General features: G+C 65.6%; 9 protein-coding genes. 5 read left to right on the plus strand and 4 right to left on the minus strand.

Annotation, left to right across the window (positions count from 1 at the left end; genetic code table 11):
• The first annotated feature begins 128 nt into the window (after positions 1–128).
• Positions 129–11,093, plus strand: a complete 10,965-nt coding sequence (locus tag GGC64_RS28510) for a type I polyketide synthase (RefSeq protein ID WP_192725895.1) — start codon at positions 129–131, stop codon at positions 11,091–11,093.
• Here GGC64_RS28510 and GGC64_RS28515 read toward each other — a convergent pair.
• A complete protein-coding gene (locus GGC64_RS28515; protein WP_192725896.1) occupies positions 11,090–12,172 on the minus strand; it encodes a dihydrodipicolinate reductase in 1,083 nt (360 codons plus the stop codon). The genes GGC64_RS28510 and GGC64_RS28515 overlap by 4 nt on opposite strands.
• Positions 12,173–12,407: 235 nt before the next feature.
• Here GGC64_RS28515 and GGC64_RS28520 point away from each other — a divergent pair, with 235 nt between their 5' ends.
• Positions 12,408–14,243, plus strand: a complete 1,836-nt coding sequence (locus tag GGC64_RS28520; RefSeq protein WP_192725897.1) for an acyl-CoA dehydrogenase — start codon at positions 12,408–12,410, stop codon at positions 14,241–14,243.
• 57 nt (positions 14,244–14,300) lie between these two features.
• On the opposite strand, the gene GGC64_RS28525 is transcribed toward GGC64_RS28520, so the two are convergent.
• Positions 14,301–14,657 carry a DUF732 domain-containing protein gene (locus GGC64_RS28525; RefSeq protein WP_192725898.1) on the minus strand — a complete coding sequence of 119 codons (357 nt, stop codon included), beginning with the start codon at positions 14,655–14,657 and terminating at the stop codon, positions 14,301–14,303.
• A 223-nt stretch (positions 14,658–14,880) separates the two neighbouring features.
• Here GGC64_RS28525 and GGC64_RS28530 point away from each other — a divergent pair, with 223 nt between their 5' ends.
• The 3 genes from GGC64_RS28530 to GGC64_RS28540 are packed head-to-tail and all read left to right on the plus strand — an operon-like array spanning position 14,881 to position 18,629.
• Complete coding sequence (locus GGC64_RS28530; protein WP_192725899.1) at positions 14,881–16,548, plus strand: NHL repeat-containing protein; 1,668 nt, start codon at positions 14,881–14,883, stop codon at positions 16,546–16,548.
• A 47-nt stretch (positions 16,549–16,595) separates the two neighbouring features.
• Positions 16,596–17,885 (plus strand): hypothetical protein, encoded by a 1,290-nt coding sequence (locus tag GGC64_RS28535; RefSeq protein WP_225952491.1) that lies wholly within the window; start codon positions 16,596–16,598, stop codon positions 17,883–17,885.
• A gap of 27 nt (positions 17,886–17,912) precedes the next feature.
• Complete coding sequence (locus tag GGC64_RS28540) at positions 17,913–18,629, plus strand: esterase (protein WP_192725901.1); 717 nt, start codon at positions 17,913–17,915, stop codon at positions 18,627–18,629.
• Here GGC64_RS28540 and GGC64_RS28545 read toward each other — a convergent pair.
• Positions 18,614–19,261, minus strand: coding sequence for a response regulator transcription factor (locus GGC64_RS28545; protein ID WP_192725902.1), 648 nt, complete (start codon positions 19,259–19,261; stop codon positions 18,614–18,616). The genes GGC64_RS28540 and GGC64_RS28545 overlap by 16 nt on opposite strands.
• Positions 19,258–20,526: a sensor domain-containing protein gene (locus GGC64_RS28550; RefSeq protein WP_225952617.1), complete on the minus strand. Its 1,269-nt coding sequence runs from the start codon at positions 20,524–20,526 to the stop codon at positions 19,258–19,260. The genes GGC64_RS28545 and GGC64_RS28550 overlap by 4 nt, the downstream gene beginning before the upstream one ends.
• Between the last annotated feature and the right edge of the window lie 190 nt (positions 20,527–20,716).

Here is a 20,716-nt window from a genome sequence, read left to right on the forward strand (position 1 = left end):
GAACCCGGCCAGCAACGTCGCGCATGCCACCGCCGCACGTGCAATAGTGTCCGTCGAGGTTCAATCTACGGTCGCGTCGAATCTCCGGCAGGGTCATTCTGACCCGCCGATGTAAGGAGGACAACGGCATGGGATTTCCCGAACACTCGTTCGAGCCGGCCCTACGTTTCGCAATTGTCGGTTATGCGGCGCGTTTCCCGGGTGCCAAGGATGCGGATGAGTTTTGGGACGTGCTGCGCGAGGGTCGGGACGCGATATCGGAGGTGCCCGAGGACCGCTGGGACGTCGACGAATTCTTCGACCCGGAACCCGGTGCGGCCGGCAAGCTCGTAACCCGCCGCGCGGGCTTCGTCGACGATGTGACGGGCTTTGACGCGCCGTTCTTCGGTATGTCGACGCGCGAGGTCAGGTTGATGGACCCCCAGCACCGGCTTTTGCTCGAGACCGCGTGGCGCGCCGTGGAGCACTCAGGTATCGCGCCGACGGCCCTCACGAACACCAACACCGGTGTGTTCGTCGGGTTGGCGACTCACGACTACTTCGCAATGGCCTCCGACGAGATGGCGTACTCCGACATCGAGGCCCATTTGGCCATCGGGACATCGAACGCCGCAGCAGCGGGTCGGATCAGCTTTCGGTTGGGGCTGCAGGGACCCGCGATCGCCGTCGACACGGCGTGCAGTTCGTCGCTGGTGGCAATCCATCAGGCGTGCCAGGCGTTGCGCTTCGGCGAATGCGACCTCGCGCTGGCCGGCGGTGCGAACGTACTGCTGACCCCGGCCACCATGATCACGTTCTCCAGCGCACACATGCTCGCGCCCGACGGCCGGTGCAAGACGTTCGACGCGGCCGCAGACGGCTATGTACGCGGCGAGGGTTGCGGCGTCATCGTCGTCAAACGCCTCGAGGACGCGATCCGCGACGGTGACCGGATCAGGGCCGTGATCCGCGGCAGCGCGGTCAACCAGGACGGTGCATCGGGTGGCTTGACGGTGCCGAATGGCGTTGCCCAGCAACGGGTTATCGCCGATGCACTGAAACATGCGGGGCTGCAGCCCAGCGACGTCGGCTACCTGGAAGCGCACGGCACCGGAACATCGCTGGGCGACCCGATCGAGGTGCAGGCCGCAGGTGCAGTGCTCGGCGCCGGACGCGAAGCAGGCCAGCCGCTGTTGATCGGCTCGGCGAAGACGAATATCGGTCACCTGGAAGCGGCCGCGGGGATCGCGGGCGTCATCAAGGTGATCCTGTCGCTCGAGCACGAGACTCTGCCGAAGCACCTCAACTTCGAGAACCCGTCGCCGCACATTCCCTGGGACCGACTTCCGGTCGAGGTGGTGAAGCAGACCATCCCCTGGGAGCGCCGTGATCGTCCCCGTGTCGCGGGGGTGAGCTCCTTCGGGTTCGCCGGGACAAACGCTCACGTCATCATCGAGGAAGCTCCCGCTGTGGCACCGACTCCGGTCGAGCAGGCCGGCGACGGACGGTTCAGCATTCTTCCCCTCTCGGCTAAGACCCCCACCGCACTGGCAGCAGTGGCCGACCAATACCGCGACTGGTTGAGCGCGCACCCGGAGGCCCCTCTGGCGGACGTGTGTTTCACCGCGGGGGCCGGTCGCGCGCACCTGGAGCACCGTGCCGCGTTGGTGGTCAATTCGCGGGAATCCGCCATCGAGCTACTCGGCGCGCTCGCCGACGATCGCCCGGCACCAGGTCTGGTTCGCGGAGAATCCCACGACGCACCGAAGACGGCATGGCTGTTCACCGGTCAGGGCAGTCAGTACCCCGGCATGGCCCGGGAGCTGTTCGACACCGAGCCCGTGTTCGCCGAAACGTTGAATCGTTGCGCGGCGGCGATCGCTGATGTGCTCGAAAAGCCGTTGCTGGACGTGATTTTCGACGTAGACGGCCCTGACAGCGCAGAGACGCTGCGGCAGACCGCCTACGCACAGCCGGCCTTGTTCGCGGTGGAGATGGGTTTGGCCCGCCTGTGGCAGTCGTGGGGTTTCGAGCCAGACGTGGTGCTGGGTCATAGCGTCGGTCAGTATTCGGCAGCCTGCGTCGCGGGGATGTTGACTCTCGAGGACGGCGCGCTGCTGATGGCCGAACGTGGTCGCCTCTTCGGCAGTTTGCCCGCGGGTGGCCGGATGGTCGCGGTGTTCACCGCTGCGGAGCGTGCCGAGAAACTGACCGACGACTTCCCGAGTCTGTCGGTCGCCGCCTATAACGGCGCCAACACCGTATTGTCCGGGCCTGCACAGGATCTCGAGACGGCGGTGGCTGCACTGTCCGCCGAGGGTATTCGATGTGACTGGCTGGAGACCAGCCACGCGTTCCACTCGGCACTTCTGGACCCCATCCTCGATGAATTCGAGTCGTACGCCGATCGATTCAGTTTCCGTACGCCCCAACGAATCCTGATCGACAACCGGACCGGCGCCGCGCTCGGCTGGAGCGTGAAACTCGATGGCGCCTACTGGCGCCGTCATGCCCGCCAACCGGTGGAATTCGCCAAGAGCGTGCGCACGCTTGCCGAGCTGAATTGCAAGCTGCTGGTCGAGATCGGTCCGCGACCGGTACTCACCGCCACCGCCCTTGGGGCATGGCCTGATACGACGACCGCACCGCGGGTGATCACGTCTCTGCGCCCCACCACCGCCGACCAACGGCAGATCCTCGAGGCCGTTGCCGACGCGTATGTCCTTGGCCACCTGCCCGATTTCGCTACCTTGCGGCAGGCACACGCGCGCAAGATCGACCTGCCGACCTACCCGTTCGAGCACCGCGAGTACTGGTTTCGCGACAATCTGCAGCGCGCCGAGCAAGAACCGCCCCTTCCCGCGAGTAGCGACGCCCTTCGCCTGCTCGAGGACGGCCGGATCGAAGAACTCGCCACGCTGCTCGACGGTGCAAGCGGTGACTCTCAGACGTTGAATGTGCTGAGCAAGCTTGCCGCGCAACACAATCAACAACGGACGACCCAATCGATCGCGGACGACCGCTACGAGTTCCGCTGGGACAAGTCGCCTACGCCGATAGCCGGCGCGCAAGCCGACGAGAAATGCACATGGATCCTCATCGGTGAGAAGAGCGATGCAGTCCGACCTCTCGTTGATGTGCTCACAGCCCGCGGACACACGCACCGGATCCTCGCACTGCCGGCGTCAGACCCGGACGAGGAGAAGCTTGCAGACGCGTTGCGCGCTGCGGCAGTGGACGATTCGACACTGACTATCGTGCATATCGCGGCGCTCGACGTCGTGACCGCGCCGTCGATGCGGTCCTTGCTGCGCATGCAACACCGGATCTTGGGCGGAACTCGGCGACTCCTGCGCGCCGCCACCGCCGCCGAGTTGGCGGTCCCCATCTGGATGGTGACACGTGGTGCACAGCGGGCCACCGACGCGGACACTGTGGCACCGGATCAGAGTTGCCTATGGGGCTTCGGACGCGCCGCGTCGCTGGAGCTTCCGCATGTCTGGGGTGGGCTGGCCGATTTGTCGGCAGACAGGGAAAACGAAGCCGACGAATGGTCCGGGTTGGTGAACCGGATCACGACGCCGCGCGACTCGACGATCCGAGAAGACCAGATCGCGCTGCGCGGTCAGTCGATCTACGTGCCCCGGCTGGTTCGGCGCGCGGGAACGCCGAGCGATACACCGATGGAATTGCGCTCGGACGCCAGCTATCTCGTGACCGGCGGCCTCGGAGCAATAGGACTGGAGATTGCCGGATACCTGGCTGCGCACGGCGCGCGGCATCTGGTGCTGACCGGCCGAAGCGAACCCAGCGACGCCGCACAACAACGCATCGACGCACTCTGCGAACAGCACGGTTGTGAATTCCGTGTCGTCACTGCGGATGTGGCCGACGCGCACGCCGTTGCACGCCTGTTGACCACCGTAGGAGCCGAGCTACCGCCGTTGGCCGGCATCGTCCACGCTGCAGGCGAGATCGGCACCACTGCGCTGAGCAATCAGGACGACGCCGAACTCGACCGCGTTTTCGCCGGAAAGGTCTGGGGTGCTTGGCATTTGAGCGAAGCAGCCGCCGACCTGAACTTGGACTTCTTCCTCAGCACGTCGTCGATCGCCTCGGTGTGGGGCGGATTCGGCCAGACCGCCTACGGCGCGGCAAACGCATTCCTCGACGGACTCGCTTGGCGCCTGCGCGAGCAGGGCATCCCTGGCGTCAGCATCAACTTCGGTCCATGGTCGGCGGGAATGGCCGATGCGGAGTCTCGTGCACGACTGGATCAGCGTGGGGTCCGGACGTTGTCGCCTGCTGATGCACTGGCGGGCCTGGCCGACGTCGTGGCGGCGGCCAAGGCATCGGGGCCCGCGCAGGGAGTTGTCGCCCGGATCGACTGGACCCGCTTCCTGCCCCTCTATCAGCAGGCAGGCAGGCGGGCACTGCTGACAGAGTTGGAGCGCGAGGTGCCCGCCCAATTCACCGGGGCCGCGCCGTCCGTGACGCCCTCGGGCAAAACCGAGTTCGTCGAGCGACTCACCAATGCGCCAGTGCAGCAACGCAAGAAACTCCTCACGGATTTCCTGCGCGACGCGGTGGCAGAGGTGACGCGTGTCGATGCTTCGGAGATCCGGGAGGACGCCGGGTTCTTCGACCTCGGCATGGATTCGTTGATGGCGGTCGAATTGCGGCGCCGCCTCGAACAAGGAGTGGGCAAGGAGATACCGGTCACCCTGGTGATGGATCACCCTCGGCTGTCCGATGCGTCCGCCTACCTGCTCCACGATGTGCTCGGCCTCGGCGAGCAGGTGTCCGTTCCTGCGCGGGCCTCAGTGGCGACGACACGCACAGACGAACCCATCGCCATCGTCGCGGTGTCGTGCCGTTTCCCCGGCGCGCCCAATCCGGAAGCTTTCTGGGACTTGCTGTCCGGCGGTGTCGATGCGATTCGGGAAGTTCCAGAGGATCGCTTCGACATCGACGAGTTCTACGATGCGGACCCCGAGGCCGCCGGCAAGACCTACACGCGCTTCGGCGGATTCCTCGACGGAGTCGACGGATTCGATCCCGAGTTTTTCGGCATCTCCCCTCGCGAGGCTGTCTGGATCGAGCCGCAGCAGCGGCTGATGCTCGAAACGGCGTGGGAGGGTCTCGAACGAGCAGGCTACGCGCCATCGACATTGCGCGGCAGCCACACCGGCATCTTCGTCGGGGTAGGCGCCAACGAGTACGCGCATCTGCTGTCCGCCGAGTCGCTCGACAAGATCGCGCCCCACTTCATCACCGGCAATGCCCTCAACGCCATCTCCGGTCGGGTCGCCTTCGCCCTCGGACTCGAAGGACCCGCGGTAGCGGTCGACACCGCATGCAGTTCGGCTTTGGTGGCGGTTCATCAAGCCTGCCAGGCATTGCACTCCGGTGACTGCGACATGGCGCTGGCAGGCGGAGTGAACGTCTTGCTGAGCCCGGTGACCTCCGTCGCCGCCTCACGCGCGAGGATGCTGTCCCCCGTCGGGCGGTGTAAGACCTTCGACGCCACCGCCGACGGCTACGTGCGCGGTGAAGGCTGCGGAATTCTCGTGCTCAAGAGGCTCAGCGACGCGCAGCGCGACGGCGATCGGATCTGCGCTGTCATCTCCAGCAGCGCAGTCAACCAGGACGGCGCTTCCAGCGGCCTGACCGTGCCCAATGGCGGCGCACAGCAACGCCTCATCGGGACGGCGCTGGAGCGCGCCGGTCTGACAGGTGGCGACGTCGACTACCTCGAGGCGCACGGGACGGGTACGCCGCTAGGCGATCCGATCGAGGTGCAGGCCGCCGCGGTCGCCTACGGCGCCTCCCGTGCCGCCGACCGGCCGCTGCTGATGGGCTCGGTGAAGACCAACATCGGGCACACCGAATCAGCTTCGGGCGCAGCGGGTCTGATCAAGGTCGTGTTATCACTGCAGCACGATCTGCTGCCGCAGAGCCTGCATTTCGACACCCCGTCGCCACACATCCCCTGGGACTCGCTACCGGTGCGGGTCGTCAACGAGGCGACGCCGTGGCCTGCGGGCGGTAGGCCGCGCCGCGCGGGCGTGAGTTCTTTCGGGTTCACCGGCACCAACGCACATGTGCTGATCGAGGAGGCCCCGCCGCAATCGACGGTCACCGATGAACCGGAGACGCAAGAGCATGCGGTCAATGTGCTTGCGCTGTCCGCGCGGTCACCGGAAGCCTTGGTGGAGTTGGCGCAGCGTTATGAGGAATGGTTGACCGCCCACGCGGATGCCGACCTTGCGGACGTGTGCCTGACCGCTGGAATGGGCCGTTCGCATTTCGAACATCGCGCCGCTCTGGTCGTGGATTCGATCGAGGAGGCCCGGGCTGGCCTGGCCGACCTGGCCGAGAATCGCCTGCGACCCGGTGTCGTCCGCGGTGAGCACACGAACCCCCCGACTACGGCGTGGTTGTTCACCGGGCAGGGCAGCCAGTATCCGGGGATGGCGCGTGAATTGTTCGCCGCCGAGCCCGTTTTCGCCGAGACGGTGACCCGCTGCGCGGAGGCGGTCGAGGACATCCTGCCCGTTCCGTTGCTCGACGTCATGTTCGCAACCGATAGAGAGACCCGCGGAGAAACTGGAAAGTCTCTGCGGCACACGTCGTTTGCACAACCGGCACTATTCGCCGTCGAGATGGGCTTGGCTCGGCTCTGGCAGTCGCGAGGTATCGAGCCCGACGTGGTACTGGGACACAGCGTGGGCCAATACGCGGCCGCATGTGTGGCTGGAGTGTTCAGTCTCGAAGACGGCGCGCGATTGATCGCCGAGCGCGGTCGACTGTTCGGCAGCCTGCCCGAAGGTGGGCGGATGGTGGCGGTGTTCAGCGACGCCAAGCAGGTCGAGGAGATCGCCGCCGAGTTCCCGCGGGTGTCGGTCGGCGCCTACAACGGACCCAACACCGTGCTGTCGGGACCTGGCGAGGATCTGGAGAAGGTCGTCACCCGGTTCGAGGAGGAGGCGATTCGCTGCACGTGGCTGGAGACCAGCCACGCCTTCCACTCAGAACTGCTGGATCCGGTACTCGACGAATTCGAGTCGTACGCAGCACAGTTCGAATTCGCCGTCCCGACGCTACCGTTGGTCTGTAACCGCACCGGCGCCGTGCTCACCACACAAACGCCGATCGACGCGCAGTACTGGCGGCGGCACTCGCGCCAGCCCGTACAGTTCGCCGAAAGCGTGCGGACCGTGGCGGCGCTGGGTTGCTCGGTGTTGATGGAGATCGGTCCGCAGCCGGTGTTGACCGGAGCCGCGGTGCAGAGCTGGCCGGAGCACCTGGCTCCCCCGCGGGCGATCGTCTCGATGCGCAAGGGCGTCAGCGACCGACGGCAGATCGCCGACGCGCTGGCCGCGGCCTACGTCGGCGGCCTACGGCCCGATTTCGCTGCGCTGCAACATCAACCAGGTCGCAGAATCGAACTGCCCACATATCCATTCCAGCGGCGCCGGTTCTGGCCCAAGTCGACCGGCATCGCCATTGAAGGAGGGGTCGGGCCGTCCTCCGGAATCTTGGGCAATGGCAAGGATCTCGCTTCCGGCGACTGCGTCTACACGAGCAGGTTGTCCGTCAAGTCGCAGCCTTGGCTTTCCGACCACGTCATATACGGCACCGTCATCGTGCCAGGAGCGACGTACGCCGCGATGGCGTTGGCCGCCGTCGGTACCCCGGCTCATGCGAAGGATGTCCTCTTCTACGAGCCGATCATCTTGCCCGAGAAGAGTTCCCGCGAGGTGCAGTTGACCCTGCACCCGCTGCAGAACGGCAATGAGTGGACGTTCCAGGTGCACAGTCGCCCCTACGGTGAACGCGGCGCCGAGTGGTCGTTGAACGCCGAAGGCACCGTGGTCAGCGGTATCGCCCCCGGCACTGACGAGACCACACCCGAGAAGGAGCCGGTCGACGAAGCCGTAGACCGTCTGGAACGTATGCGTCCGCAGGAGCTGTTCGACACGTTCGCCGATATGGAACTGGCGTGGGGGCCGACGTGGTCCGGTTCGCTGAAGTCGCTGTGGCTCGGCGAGGGCGAGGCGATCGGCGACATCCTCGTCGGTGACGAACTGGCCGAACAGCTCGGAACCGAGCCGATGCACCCGGTGCTGATGGACCTGTGCACCGGTGTCGCCTTCCCGGCGTTCCCGGCGCTGCTCGCTGCCGAACAGGGCGTTAGCGATCTGTTTCTACCGTTGCGGTATGGGGAGGTGACGCTGCGGGAGAAGATGCCGCGGCGGTTCTACTGCCGCGCGCGGTGGCACGAGAACGCCCTCGACAACGAAACCCAGGTCTTCGACATCGATTACCTCGACCGAGATGGCCGTCATCTGGGCGGGATTCGCGAGTTCACCGTGAAACGCGCGCCGCGCGAGGCGTTGTTGCGCGGCCTCGGCGGCGACGCCACCCGGCTGCTCTACACCCTTGGCTGGCACGAGGTTCCACTGTCGGCTGACCAGAACGCGGCGGTGAGCGGCACCTGGCTGATCGCCGGATTCGGCGAGTTGGCCGCCAAGATGCCTGGCTGCATTCCGTTCGATCGGAACACCGCCTCGGAGCCGTTGGGACAGGTCCTGTCGCAGGCGCACGAGAGGGGCGCAGGGTTCTCCGGCGTCGTCTGGCGTGCCAGCGCACCGAACACGGACGAGTCGACCGCCGAGGCCGCGGCACGGCTCGAAGCGGAGATCGCCAACCTGCTCAGCGCCGTACACACCGTGCAGGGTGGCCTGCGACTGCCCGGCGGGCTGTGGATCGTCACGGAGCGGGCCGTGGCCACCGAATCCGGTGAGCCGGTCGACGCGGTGCAGGCGGCGCTCTGGGGATTCGGGCGCACCACGATCAACGAGGAGCCTGCGCTGCGCGCCAAACTCGTCGACTGCGACGGCTCACCCGAGGCAGTTGCGCTGCTGTCCACTCTGCTGGGCCACCCGGTCGACGAACCGGAAATGGCTCTGCGGCAAGGGAAGTTGTTGGCCTCCCGATTATTGCCGTGGGCGCGCAGCGGCAACCTCACCGTGCCGCGCGGCGGCGACTACGCCCTCGCGCCAACGGAACGCGGTGCGATCGACAACCTGCGGCTGACCGAAAGGGATGTCGCGCCGCCGAACGAGGGCTACGCGCAGGTCCGGGTGGAGGCCGCGGGCCTCAACTTCCGCGATGTGCTCAACGTCCTCGGGCTGTACCCGGGTGACCCCGGACCGATCGGCGGCGACTTCGCCGGTGTCGTCACGCAATTGGGCGATGGCGTCACCGGACTCGAGGTGGGCCAGCGCGTCTACGGTTTCATGCAGGGCGCGTTCGCCAGCCGGTTCAACGTGCCGGCCCAGCTGCTGGCGCCGATTCCCGACGGGGTGAGTGCAGTCGAGGCGGCGACGATCCCCGCCGCGGCACTGACAGTCCGCCTCGCGTTCGACTGGGCGCAGCTCAAGCCCGGCGACCGGGTGCTCGTCCACGCGGCCAGCGGCGGTGTCGGGCTGGCGGCGATTCAGATGGCACAGCAGTGCGGCGCCACGGTCTTCGCGACGGCAAGCACCTTCAAGCGCGCGACGCTACGCAAGATGGGTGTGCAGTACGTCTATGATTCGCGCACAACCGATTTCGCCGACCAGATCTTGGCGGATACCGGCGGTGCGGGTGTCGATGTCGTGCTCAACAGCCTGACCAACGAGGGCTTCCTGGAGGCAACCGTTCGGGCCACCGCCCAGAACGGCCGCTTCGCCGAGATCGCCAAGCGTGACATTTGGACGCCGGAGCAGATGGCTGCAGTCCGTCCCGACATCGCCTACGAGATCGTGGCGCTGGACACGGTGACAATCCAGGAGCCCGAACGCATTCGCAGCTTGTTGACCGAGGTGTCGCACGGACTGGCGGAGGGAGTGTGGACGCCACTGCCCGCGGAGATCTACCCGCTGACCGAGGCGAGGACCGCGTTCCGCCGCATGCAGCAGGCTCGGCACATCGGCAAGATCGTGGTGCAGATCCCGAATCCGCTGCAGCCGCGCGCGGATCGGAGCTATCTGATCACCGGCGGTCTCGGAGCGATCGGTCTGCACACTGCCTCGTATCTGGCTCAACTCGGCGCGGGTGACCTCGTGCTGACCAGCAGGCGTGCGCCCGATGCTGAAGCCCAACAGGCCATCGAGCAGATCACCGAGCGCCACAAGTGCCGCGTGCACGTCTTGTCGGCGGATGTCGGCGACGAATCGGAGGTGGTGGAACTGCTGGCGCGGATCCGCGCGGAGTTGCCGCCGCTCGCTGGCGTGGTCCACCTTGCCGGTGCCCTTGACGATGCACTGCTGTCTCAGCAGAGCGTGGAGCGATTCCGTACGGCGTTGGGGCCCAAGGCATTCGGCGCCATTCATCTGGATCGTCTGACGATGGATGACGAGTTGGACTTCTTCATTGTGTCGTCGTCGGTGTCCAGCCTGTTCGGTTCACCCGGGCAGGCCAACTACGCCACCGCCAACGCACTGCTCGACGGCCTCATCGCGCAGCGAAGGGCACAGGGCCTGCCGGCCACCGGCGTCAACTTCGGTCCCTGGGCGCAGGGCGGCATGGCCTCGTCGGAAGCCGCGCGCGCCAATATCGGTGCTCAGGGCCTCATTCCGTTGGAACCCTCGGCGGCGCTCAGTGCCCTCGCAGAGGTCGTCGCGAATGGAACCGGCCAGGCGACCGTCATCAAGGCCAACTGGCAGCGTGCCGCGAAAGTGCTTGGCAGCTCGCGGCCGCCCATCCTCGACCTCGTGTTGCCGAGTGCCGTGGGCGAGGTGACCGGTGACAGCGAGTTGCTTCGCCAACTACAGGAGATACCGGTGCCGCAGCGCGCCGGCTTCGTCACCGAGTTCCTTCAACGCGAAGTGCAGACCTTCCTGCGGCTCGCGCAACCCCCCGCCGCCACGAGCCGCTTCCTGGACCTGGGTACGGACTCACTGATGGCGATCGAACTCCGCAATCGGCTACACAGCCAGTTCGGCGGTGCGTTCACGATCAACGCGACCGCGGTGTTCGACTACCCGACCATCGGTGGGCTGGCCGAGTATCTCGTGGGCCAGCTACCCGACGCGGAATCAGCGCCCGACGAAACGGAGAGCTAGTCGGCCCAGCGCGTCGCTTCGACCTCCGGCGGCAGCGCTGACTGCATCGGCACATCGAGACCGTCGTAGATCGCGGGCTTCTGGTGGGCGAGCCAGTTCAGCGCTCCGAGCAGGCGGTTGGCGGCCGTCGTGTTGCCGCCATCAGCGCGGGTGCCGCCTGGGACGTCGGCGCGGCTGGTGATGGTGAGCTGCGGGTCCCCGTCGATGATGACGCGGTGGTCGCCGACGCCCTCGTCGGGCTGCGGCCAGTGCGGTGCGCACGACGGATGGATGCGGGTGATGTGGTCGATGACGACGCGCTCGCGCCCCTTCGACTTGCCGATCACCTTGAGCCAGAACGCGCCCTGCGTGCCCTTCTCGAATCGGCCCATCACGGTGTCGACGGACTCTTCGAGCGGCAACCGCTCGACTTCCTCGGTGATCTCGTCGATCTCCATGCCAAGGCCGCGGGCGATGAGCCGGATGTTGCCACCCCAGACCATGGTCGGTACCGACGGCAGCAGCATCATCGGCACCTCATCCATGGAGCCGCCGAACCCGCACGACACCTTGACCGCGTACGGCTGGTTGTAGGTCGAGTAGTCGAAGATCTCCTGGCAGTTGATGGTCTTGATCCGGGTGCACAATCCGGCCGCGATGATGGCCAGCGCGTCATTGCCCCACCCCGGGTCCACGCCACTGACAAGCAACGAGGCCCCGCCTTCTTCGGCGGCCGCCGTCAGGCGCTCCACCCATTCGGTTGGCGCGGACCGCGGGTCATAGAGGGAGTACAGGGACGGCGTGACGACGTGCTTGCCCGCACGCAGGCAGCGGGCGATGTCGTTGACGGCGTCGTCGGGCCGGATGTCGCCGGACGCCATGTAAGCCACCGCGTCGCATGCGGCGAGGGCGGCGTCGACGTCGGTGGTTGCGGAGACACCCGTGTCGGCATCGAGCCGGGCGAAGACCGCCGCGTCTTTTCCGTCCTTGTCCGGCGAAGACGTGATCACACCCGACAGTTCCAGGCCCGGAAACGCCACCGCGGACCTGATTGCTGTGGCCCCCATATTCCCTGTTCCCCACACCACGACTCGAAGCATCCGGACAGCCTATCCACAGCCCGTGATGAAGCTCACACCAGGGCGAACAACCTGATCAGACACGTGTCAACTGCGGTTTTGGACTCCCGGCCAACCACTGGGTTACTTAGCAGGAGGAAATTGCTCCGGGGGGGTTTGAGTTGTAGTTACTGATGGGTATAGTTCGGGCCAGTTACTGGTGGGTAACTTAGAAAAAAGTACCCAACCACAAGTGGCTACTCGACGAGGAGGAAATGTGAGCCACTATAAGAGCAACGTCCGTGACCAGGTATTCAACCTGTTCGAGGTCTTCGGTGTGGACAAGGCGCTCGGTGAGGGCGCATACACCGACCTGGACACCGACACCGCCACGGAGATGCTGGGCGAGATGGCCCGGCTGGCCGAGGGTCCGATCGCAGACTCCTTCGTCGACTCCGACCGCAACCCCCCGGTGTTCGACCCCAAGACTCATGAGGTGAAGCTTCCCGAGCCGTTCAAGAAGTCGATGCGCGCACTGCTCGACGGCGGCTGGGACAAGATCGGCCTGGTCGAGGAACTCGGCGGCATGCCGATGCCCCGCGCACTGCAGTGGGCCCTGATCGAGCACGTGCTCGGCGCCAACCCGGCCGCCTACATGTACGCGATGGGTGCGGGCATGGCCCAGATCCTGTGGAACCTCGGCACCGACGAGCAGAAGAAGTGGGCCGTGCTGGCCGCCGAGCGTGGCTGGACCGCGACCATGGTGCTGACCGAGCCCGACGCGGGCTCCGACGTCGGCGCCGGCCGGACCAAGGCCACCCAGCAGCCCGACGGCACCTGGCACATCGACGGTGTGAAGCGCTTCATCACCTCCGGTGACGCCGACGACATCGGCGAGAACATCATGCACCTGGTGCTGGCCCGCCCCGAGGGTGCCGGACCGGGCACCAAGGGTCTTTCGCTGTTCTTCGTGCCGAAGTTCCACTTCGACCCGGAAACCGGCGAGCCCGGCGAGCGCAACGGCGTCTTCGTCACCAACGTCGAGCACAAGATGGGCCTGAAGGTCTCGGCCACCTGTGAGCTGTCGCTCGGCCAGCACGGCGTTCCCGCCGTCGGCTGGTTGGTCGGCGAGGTGCACGACGGCATCGCCCAGATGTTCGACGTCATCGAGCAGGCTCGAATGATGGTGGGCACCAAGGCCATTGCGACGTTGTCCACCGGTTACCTGAATGCGCTCGAGTACGCCAAGGAGCGCGTGCAGGGCGCCGATCTGACCCAGATGACGGACAAGACCGCGCCGCGCGTGACCATCACTCATCACCCGGACGTGCGCCGCAGCCTGATGACGCAGAAGGCGTACGCCGAGGGTCTGCGCGCGCTGTACCTGTACACCGCGACGTTCCAGGACTCCGCGGTCGCCAAGGCGTTGCACGATGTGGACGCCGAACTGGCGGTGCGGGTCAACGACCTGATGCTCCCGCTCGTCAAGGGTGTTGGCTCCGAGCAGGCGTACGCCAAGCTCACCGAGAGCCTGCAGACCTTCGGTGGCTCCGGCTTCCTGCAGGACTACCCGATCGAGCAGTACATCCGTGACGCCAAGATCGACTCGTTGTATGAGGGCACCACCGCCATCCAGGCGCAGGACTTCTTCTTCCGCAAGATCGTCCGCGACAAGGGACAGGCGCTGGCCTACGTGGCAAGCCAGGTCGAGCAGTTCGTCAAGAACGAGGCAGGCAACGGCCGGCTCAAGGCCGAGCGTGCGCTGCTGGCCACCGCTCTGGAGGACGTGCAGGGCATGGCCGCGACGATGACCGGCTATCTGATGGCGGCGCAGGAGAACCCGGCCGAACTGTACAAGGTCGGCCTGGCTTCGGTGCGCTTCCTGATGAGCGTCGGCGACCTGGTGATCGGCTGGCTGCTGCAGCAGCAGGCCGCCGTGGCCATCGAGGCGCTCGACGCCGGGGCCAGCGGTGACGATCGCGCCTTCTACGAGGGCAAGATCGCGGTCGCGTCGTTCTTCGCGAAGAACATGCTGCCGGTGCTCACCAGCACCCGTGCCGTGATCGACACGCTCGACAACGAAATCATGGAACTGGACGAGGCGGCTTTCTAAACCCGCTTCGTACGCGACAGGCCCCGGACTCTTCCCGGGGCCTTTTGCGTTGGCGCGTCAGTGGTTCGGGCCGACGACGGTCGCACCGTTTGCCATCTGGTGAACGAACTGCGGGCAGTAAGCCATCGCGGCGTCGACGACGATGACCAATGCGGTCTGCCGATCGATGCCACCGTTGGCGGCCGCGATGTTGGCGCTGATGTCACTGGGCTCCATGCCGGCACCGAGCGCATCACACGCGTGGTGGGCGACTTTCATGGCCGAGTCCGGGCTGCCGAAGCCGATGCCTTGCTGCTGCAGCGCACCGAAGAATTGATCGTCGGCAGTCTGCGCGTTCGCGGTTCCCGCGGCAAGCAGGGCCACGCCGATGAGCCCCGCGGCGATGGCTGGTTTGGTGATTCGTGAGCTGAACATGTGTTGGCTTCCTCAACGGTTGATGTTTGCGTTGGAAACACCATTCCCGGCGGCGCTTGATGGATTCTTGGCGAGCAGCCAACCGCGAACATGGGGAGATTTCCCTATTCATCTCGGCCTGACGTGCACGCAGACTTCAGAGCGACGGATCACCAAGAAACCGCCAAGACTGTCTCGGCACGCTTGCGGGCAACACAGACGTCTCCTTTGGAAGGACACCGCAATGACCGCAGTTTCGCCGCCTGTCCGGCGGGCCAGCCGTGGCGTGAAGGTCGCGCTCGTCGTCGGCCTGCTCGTCATCGTGGCGATCGCCGCGGCCGTGAGTATCAGGGCCATGGTCACAGCTCGCGCATCCCAAGAGCACACCGTGACGTACTCATCTCAGACCGTGCTGCCATTCGTACATCTCGAGAAGCCCTACGGCGCTGCGGTCGACGCGGCTGGCAACCTCTACATCGCCGACCATGCCACCCACCAACTCTTGAAGCTCGCGGCGGGAAGCAACGCGCCGACTCCCCTTCCGTCAGAGGGGCTTTCGGACCCGACGGGCGTCGCGGTCGACAGCGCGGGCAGCGTCTACGTCACCGACAACGGCAACGATAGAGTCTGGAAGCTGGAGAAGGGCGCAGACAAGCTCATTGCACTGCCCGTCAGTGGTCTCAAGGATCCCGACGGCGTGGCCGTCGACGCCGGGGGCAACATCTACATCGCCGACTACAGCGCCAACCGGGTCCTGAAGCTCGCCCCGGGACAGAGCACCGCAGCAGTGCTGCCGTTCGGCACCTTGCACGGCCCCGTCGCCGTAGCCGTTGACGCTGCGAACAACGTTTACACCGTCGACAACAAAAGTGGTCGGGTGCTGAAACTGACGGCAGGCGCGAACAACCCGACCGTGCTGCCGTTCGGCTCGCTGCACTATCCCACTGCGGTCGCGGTCGACAGCGAGAACAACGTCTATGTGCTGCAGCACAACCCCGACCCGGTGCTGAAGCTGGCACCAGGTGCAACTGCCCCGACTCCAGTGTCGTTCAGCCTGATCAACGAGGGAGCAGGGCTGGCAGTCGACCAGCGCGGCACGATTTTCGTGACGGACCTCGGTGAGCACAAAGTCATGAAGCTCGCGGCGGGGGCGCGTGGTTCCGACGATCTTCCGTTCACCGTCCTGCGCTACGCCAACGGCGTCGCGGTTGATTCCGCCGGCGGTGTTTTCGTCACCGGCGAAGGTGACAACCGGGTGTGGAAACTGGGGGCAGGTGCGGATACGCCTGCGCTGCTGCCGTTCTCCGACAAGACCGATCCTGCCAGCGTCGCGGTGGATCAGGCAGGCAATCTATACGTCACCGATTTCAACCACCATCAGGTCCTGAAGTTGGCTGCTGGGGCAGCCAGCCCTACGCCACTACCGCTGACGGGCGTGCAGTATCCGGCGGGTGTCGCCGCCGACAACGCAGGCAATCTCTACGTCACCGACTGGGGCAGCAACCGCGTGTGGAAGCTGGCCGTCGGAGCCGATGGCCCGATTGCGCTGCCGTTCAATGATTTACACGATCCGCAGGGCATCGCAGTGAACTCGGCAGGCGACGTCTACGTCGTCGACAACGGCAACAACCGGGTGCTGAAGCTCGCCGCGGGATCGACCACCGCCACAGTGCTTCCCTTCTCCGACCTGAACAACCCCGCCGGGGTGACCGTCGACACCGCAGGCGACGTCTACGTCACCGACCGCGGCCACAACCGCGTGCTGAAGCTCGGCGCGGACTCGACCACACCGACCGTGCTGCCGTTCACCGACCTCAACCTCCCGCAAGGCGTGGCCATTGACGCCGAAGGCAGCGTGTACGTGACCGACAACGGCAATGGCCGCATCGTGAAACTCCCGGTGCAGCGATGAACCGAAACCCCCTGACCCCCAACCACATTATCCAAAAAGGAACGAATATGTCGCGACCCCGGATGACCGTCGGCCTCGTCGCCGTGGCGGCAGTGATGCTGGCCGGATGCTCGTCGTCGAATGGTTCGACGACGGCGCCCAGCGTGGCGGTCAGCCCTGTGACGCCGACGTCGACGGCCGCGCCTGCCACGCCTGCCGTGGCACACGGCGCCGAATCCCCGATCGGCAGCGTGCCCTGGCCGAGTGTCGGCCAAGGCTGGATGCTGGCACTCTGGAGTCCGATCACTCCCACGATGCCGGGCGCTTCGCCTGCGCCCAACGAGCCCAGCCGTGAGACGGCCTCCACGACGCTGTACCTCGTTGACCCGCAAGGAAACCGCTACCCAATCACCACGTTCGCCCCGGAGTCGGACCCGCAGGTGGTCGATTGGTCCGGCGATGGCAGTCACGCCCTGATCAGGACGGAGAAGTACGAGCCTGGCGCGTCATCCTCGCCGCTCGTCTCGATCGATCTGCACACAGGCACACAGACGCCACTTCCGATCACGGGTCACGTCCGATACACCCGCCCTGACGGCGAAGCCCTGCTCATCGCGACCGACAACGACCGGGACAAGCCGGGAACGTTGAAACGGGTCGACCTTGCCGGCAATGAGCAACAGTCGTATCCGACAGATCACCTCGGCGGCGCGGGCCACTTCAGTGGTGGCTACCTCCGGTCGCTCGACGGGACACAGCTTGTGCTCTCGACCGCGAACCTCGAAAAGGACGGGGTCACAAAGTCCGACAACAGCCTTGTCGTGATGGGCAACGACGGCAAGATCATTCGGACACTGAAATCACCTATGCCGAAGGCGGAATGCTCGCCTCTGCGGTGGTGGAACTCAACCGTGATCCTCGCCCACTGCTCCAACGATGCCGGCGGCCAGCTGTGGAAGGTGCCCGTCGACGGTGGGCCTGCGACCGCGCTGACCGCAGTCAACTCGGGCCAGGGTGACGACCATGGCTTCAGCGGGGACTACGGCGACGGCATGGCTTACGAGCTGCCCAGCGGAACGTTTCTGCAAACCGCGGGCGCTTGCGGCACAGTGCATTTGTCCCGCTTGACTCCTGACATGCACACCACCCAGGTGAAAATCCCCGGCGTTTCCGACAGCATCCAACTCGTCGGCATCACAGGGGACAAGTTGTTGCTCTCCGCCCAGGTCGGCTGCGGAGGTACCACATCGCTGCTGACCTATGATCCTGCGACCAACACCTCCACTGTGCTTCTCGGTCCGCCGATCAACGGCGGCGGCGTCACCGACGCGCAGCTCTATCCGGACCAGAAGTCGTAAGTCACCCTCGTTCAAAAGGAAACCGTCATGACATCAAAGTTGCTTCACCGCAACCTCATTGCAGTATTCGCGGGCGCCGCGGTCATCGCACTGGCACTGCCGGCCACTGCTGCTGGGCAATCAACATGCGACAGCCTCGGCGGTACGGTCGACGCCAACCAGGTCTGCCAGGCGCACAGCACCACGGCCACCTACACCATGGACATGAGCATTCCAGTCGACTATCCCGACCAGCAGGCGGTGTTCGATTACCTGGCACAGGACCGTGCCGACTTCCTGGACTGGCTCGCGAAATTCGGTCCCGACGGCCGCATCCAGCCGTTCATGCACGACGTCACCGCGAAGGAATACCGGTCGGGAACCCCGGACTCCGGCACCCAGAGCCTGGTGTTGACGATCAACGACGACACCGGTTTCAGCCATGAGGACCATCCGGGCACGTCGTATCAGGCCTTCAACTACAACCTCGGTAAGCAGGCACCGATCACCTTCGACACGTTGTTCAAGCCCGGGACCAAACCATTGGACGTGTTGAACCCGATAGTGCAGCGCGAGTTGGGGAAGCACACGTACACGCCTATACAAGATCTCGACGAAACCACCTACCGGGACTTCGCCATCACCGACGACGCCGTGATCTTCTTCTTCGGAGAAGATCAGGTGGTGGTGGACAACAGCGGGCCACATCGCGTCTCGGTGCCGCGCAGCGAACTCGCGTCGCTGCTGAGTCAGGAGTTGAGATAGGTCACCACCGCGAGCACCCGGCGGTGGTGCGCCTGCGACGGCGGTAGGTCCAGCTTGGTGAAGATCGCCGACACGTGCTTTTCGACAGCACGCTCGGTGATCGAAAGGTGCTGCGCCAGAGCGCTGTTGGAATGCCCTTCGGCCATCAACTCGAGCACCTCGCGTTCGCGTGGCGTCAGCCTGTCCAGGACGGTCGCCTGCTTGCGGCTGCCGATCAACTGGCGCACGACCTCAGGATCGAGCGCGGTTCCGCCCGAGGCGACGCGGCGCAACGCGTCGTCGAATTCCGCGATGTCGGTGACCCTGTCCTTCAGCAGATAACCGACACCTTCGGGATTGCCCGCCAATAATTCGGTGGCATAACGCGTTTCGACCCACTGGGAGAACACCAGCACGCCGACGTCGGGATGCGAGCGGCGCAGTGCCACCGCCGCGACCAAGCCCTCGTCGGTGAACGTCGGCGGCATCCTGATGTCGACGACCGCGACATCGGGCCTGAAGGCATCGATGGCTTCCAGCAATTCGTCCGCGGTGCCGGCCTTGGCCACCACCTCGTGACCGCGCTCGACGAGCAGTTGCACCAGTCCGTCGCGCAGGATCGCGCTGTCCTCGGCGATGACCAGGCGGGTCACTGTTCGGCTCCCGGCGGGACGACTACCGTCACTACTGTTGGGCCGCCAGCCGGGCTGTCGATCTCCAACCGTCCGTCCAACATCGCCAGCCGGTCGCGCAGGCCCGTCAACCCTGTGCCGTTCCCGACCGCGGCGCCACCGGAACCGTTGTCCCTTACAGTGATTCGTAATTGGGCGGCGTCGCCGTTGATCCGCACCGAGGCGTGGGTGGCACCCGAATGGCGGGATACGTTGGCCAGCAGTTCGGCCACACAGAAGTACGCCATGGTCTCGACGCCGATCGACGGCCGCGCCGCGAGGTCCACCGCCACTTCGACCGGGATGGGGTTGCGCGCCGCCAGCGTCTGCACCGCCTCACCAAGACCGAGATCCAGTGCAGGCGGGCGGATCCCCCGAACCAGATCACGCAACTCCGTCAACGTGTCCTTGGTGTTCGCCAACGCATCCGACACCAGTTCGCGGCCACGCGTCACATCCGACGACGCAAAGTGCTCTTCGGCCCGCGCCAACGCCATCGCGACAGTGATCAGCCGAGCCTGGGTGCCGTCGTGCAGATCTCGCTCGACACGGCGCAGCGTCGCGGCCGAGTCGTCGACCACGTCCGCGCGGGCCCGCTCCAACTGGCCGACCCGTCGCTCGCGCTCGGTCGGTGCAAGCAGCACGCAGGCCAGCCAGACGTGGCCGCGGCCGAGTCCCAGCATCAGCCACCCCAGCAGGTACAGCGTGATCAGGCCGCCCGCCGACAACAGCAGGTATGCGGGCAGCGAATCCACGGGCTCACCAAACGAGACGAAGGGTTCGCCCATCACCGCCCACGCGATCGGCGAGATCACCAACGCCAGCGACATCGCGATGCCGACGATCACCAGATAGCCGACCGGGGTCATCAGCACCGCCTGCAGTGCCAGGAATCCGAGGCTGCGCCAGCCGACGGCGTCGGTGAGCGCGGCCGGGATCGTCTGCAATCGACCGGCAGGACGCCTGAATTCGGGCGGGGCATCGATCTGCACGTCGAGAAGCCGGGCCAGCGACCGGTACAGCCGGTTCCACAGCCGCCCGGTCAGCACCACGCCGGCCAGCAATGGGATGCCGACAAGCGTGACCAACAGCAGCCCGGATCCGAGGCCCGCGAAGAAGATGAACACGACAGCCGCGATGGCGAGCACGCTGACCAGGACGAAGTAGAGATAGGCCCGCCAAGCCGGGGCGCGCAGCGGCGTCAGTAGTGTTCGGGTCCAATCCGGTTGGGTCGCAACAGCAGTCATCGTCACGTCATCATCGTGGCCCGCATACCTCACGCGTTCCATGGGGGTGTCCGGCAGATGTCGGGTGGGGCTAGCCACACCTTGCTACAGACAAAAAGGGCGGGTTCGGGAGGACACTTGAGGGCGTCTCATTAGTCTCGCGCGTCCGGCTTTCACCTCTTGCCGGCACTTTGGATTGGTCACTCCCGAA

The organism is Mycobacterium sp. OAS707 (assembly GCF_014873705.1).
Taxonomy (GTDB): domain Bacteria; phylum Actinomycetota; class Actinomycetes; order Mycobacteriales; family Mycobacteriaceae; genus Mycobacterium.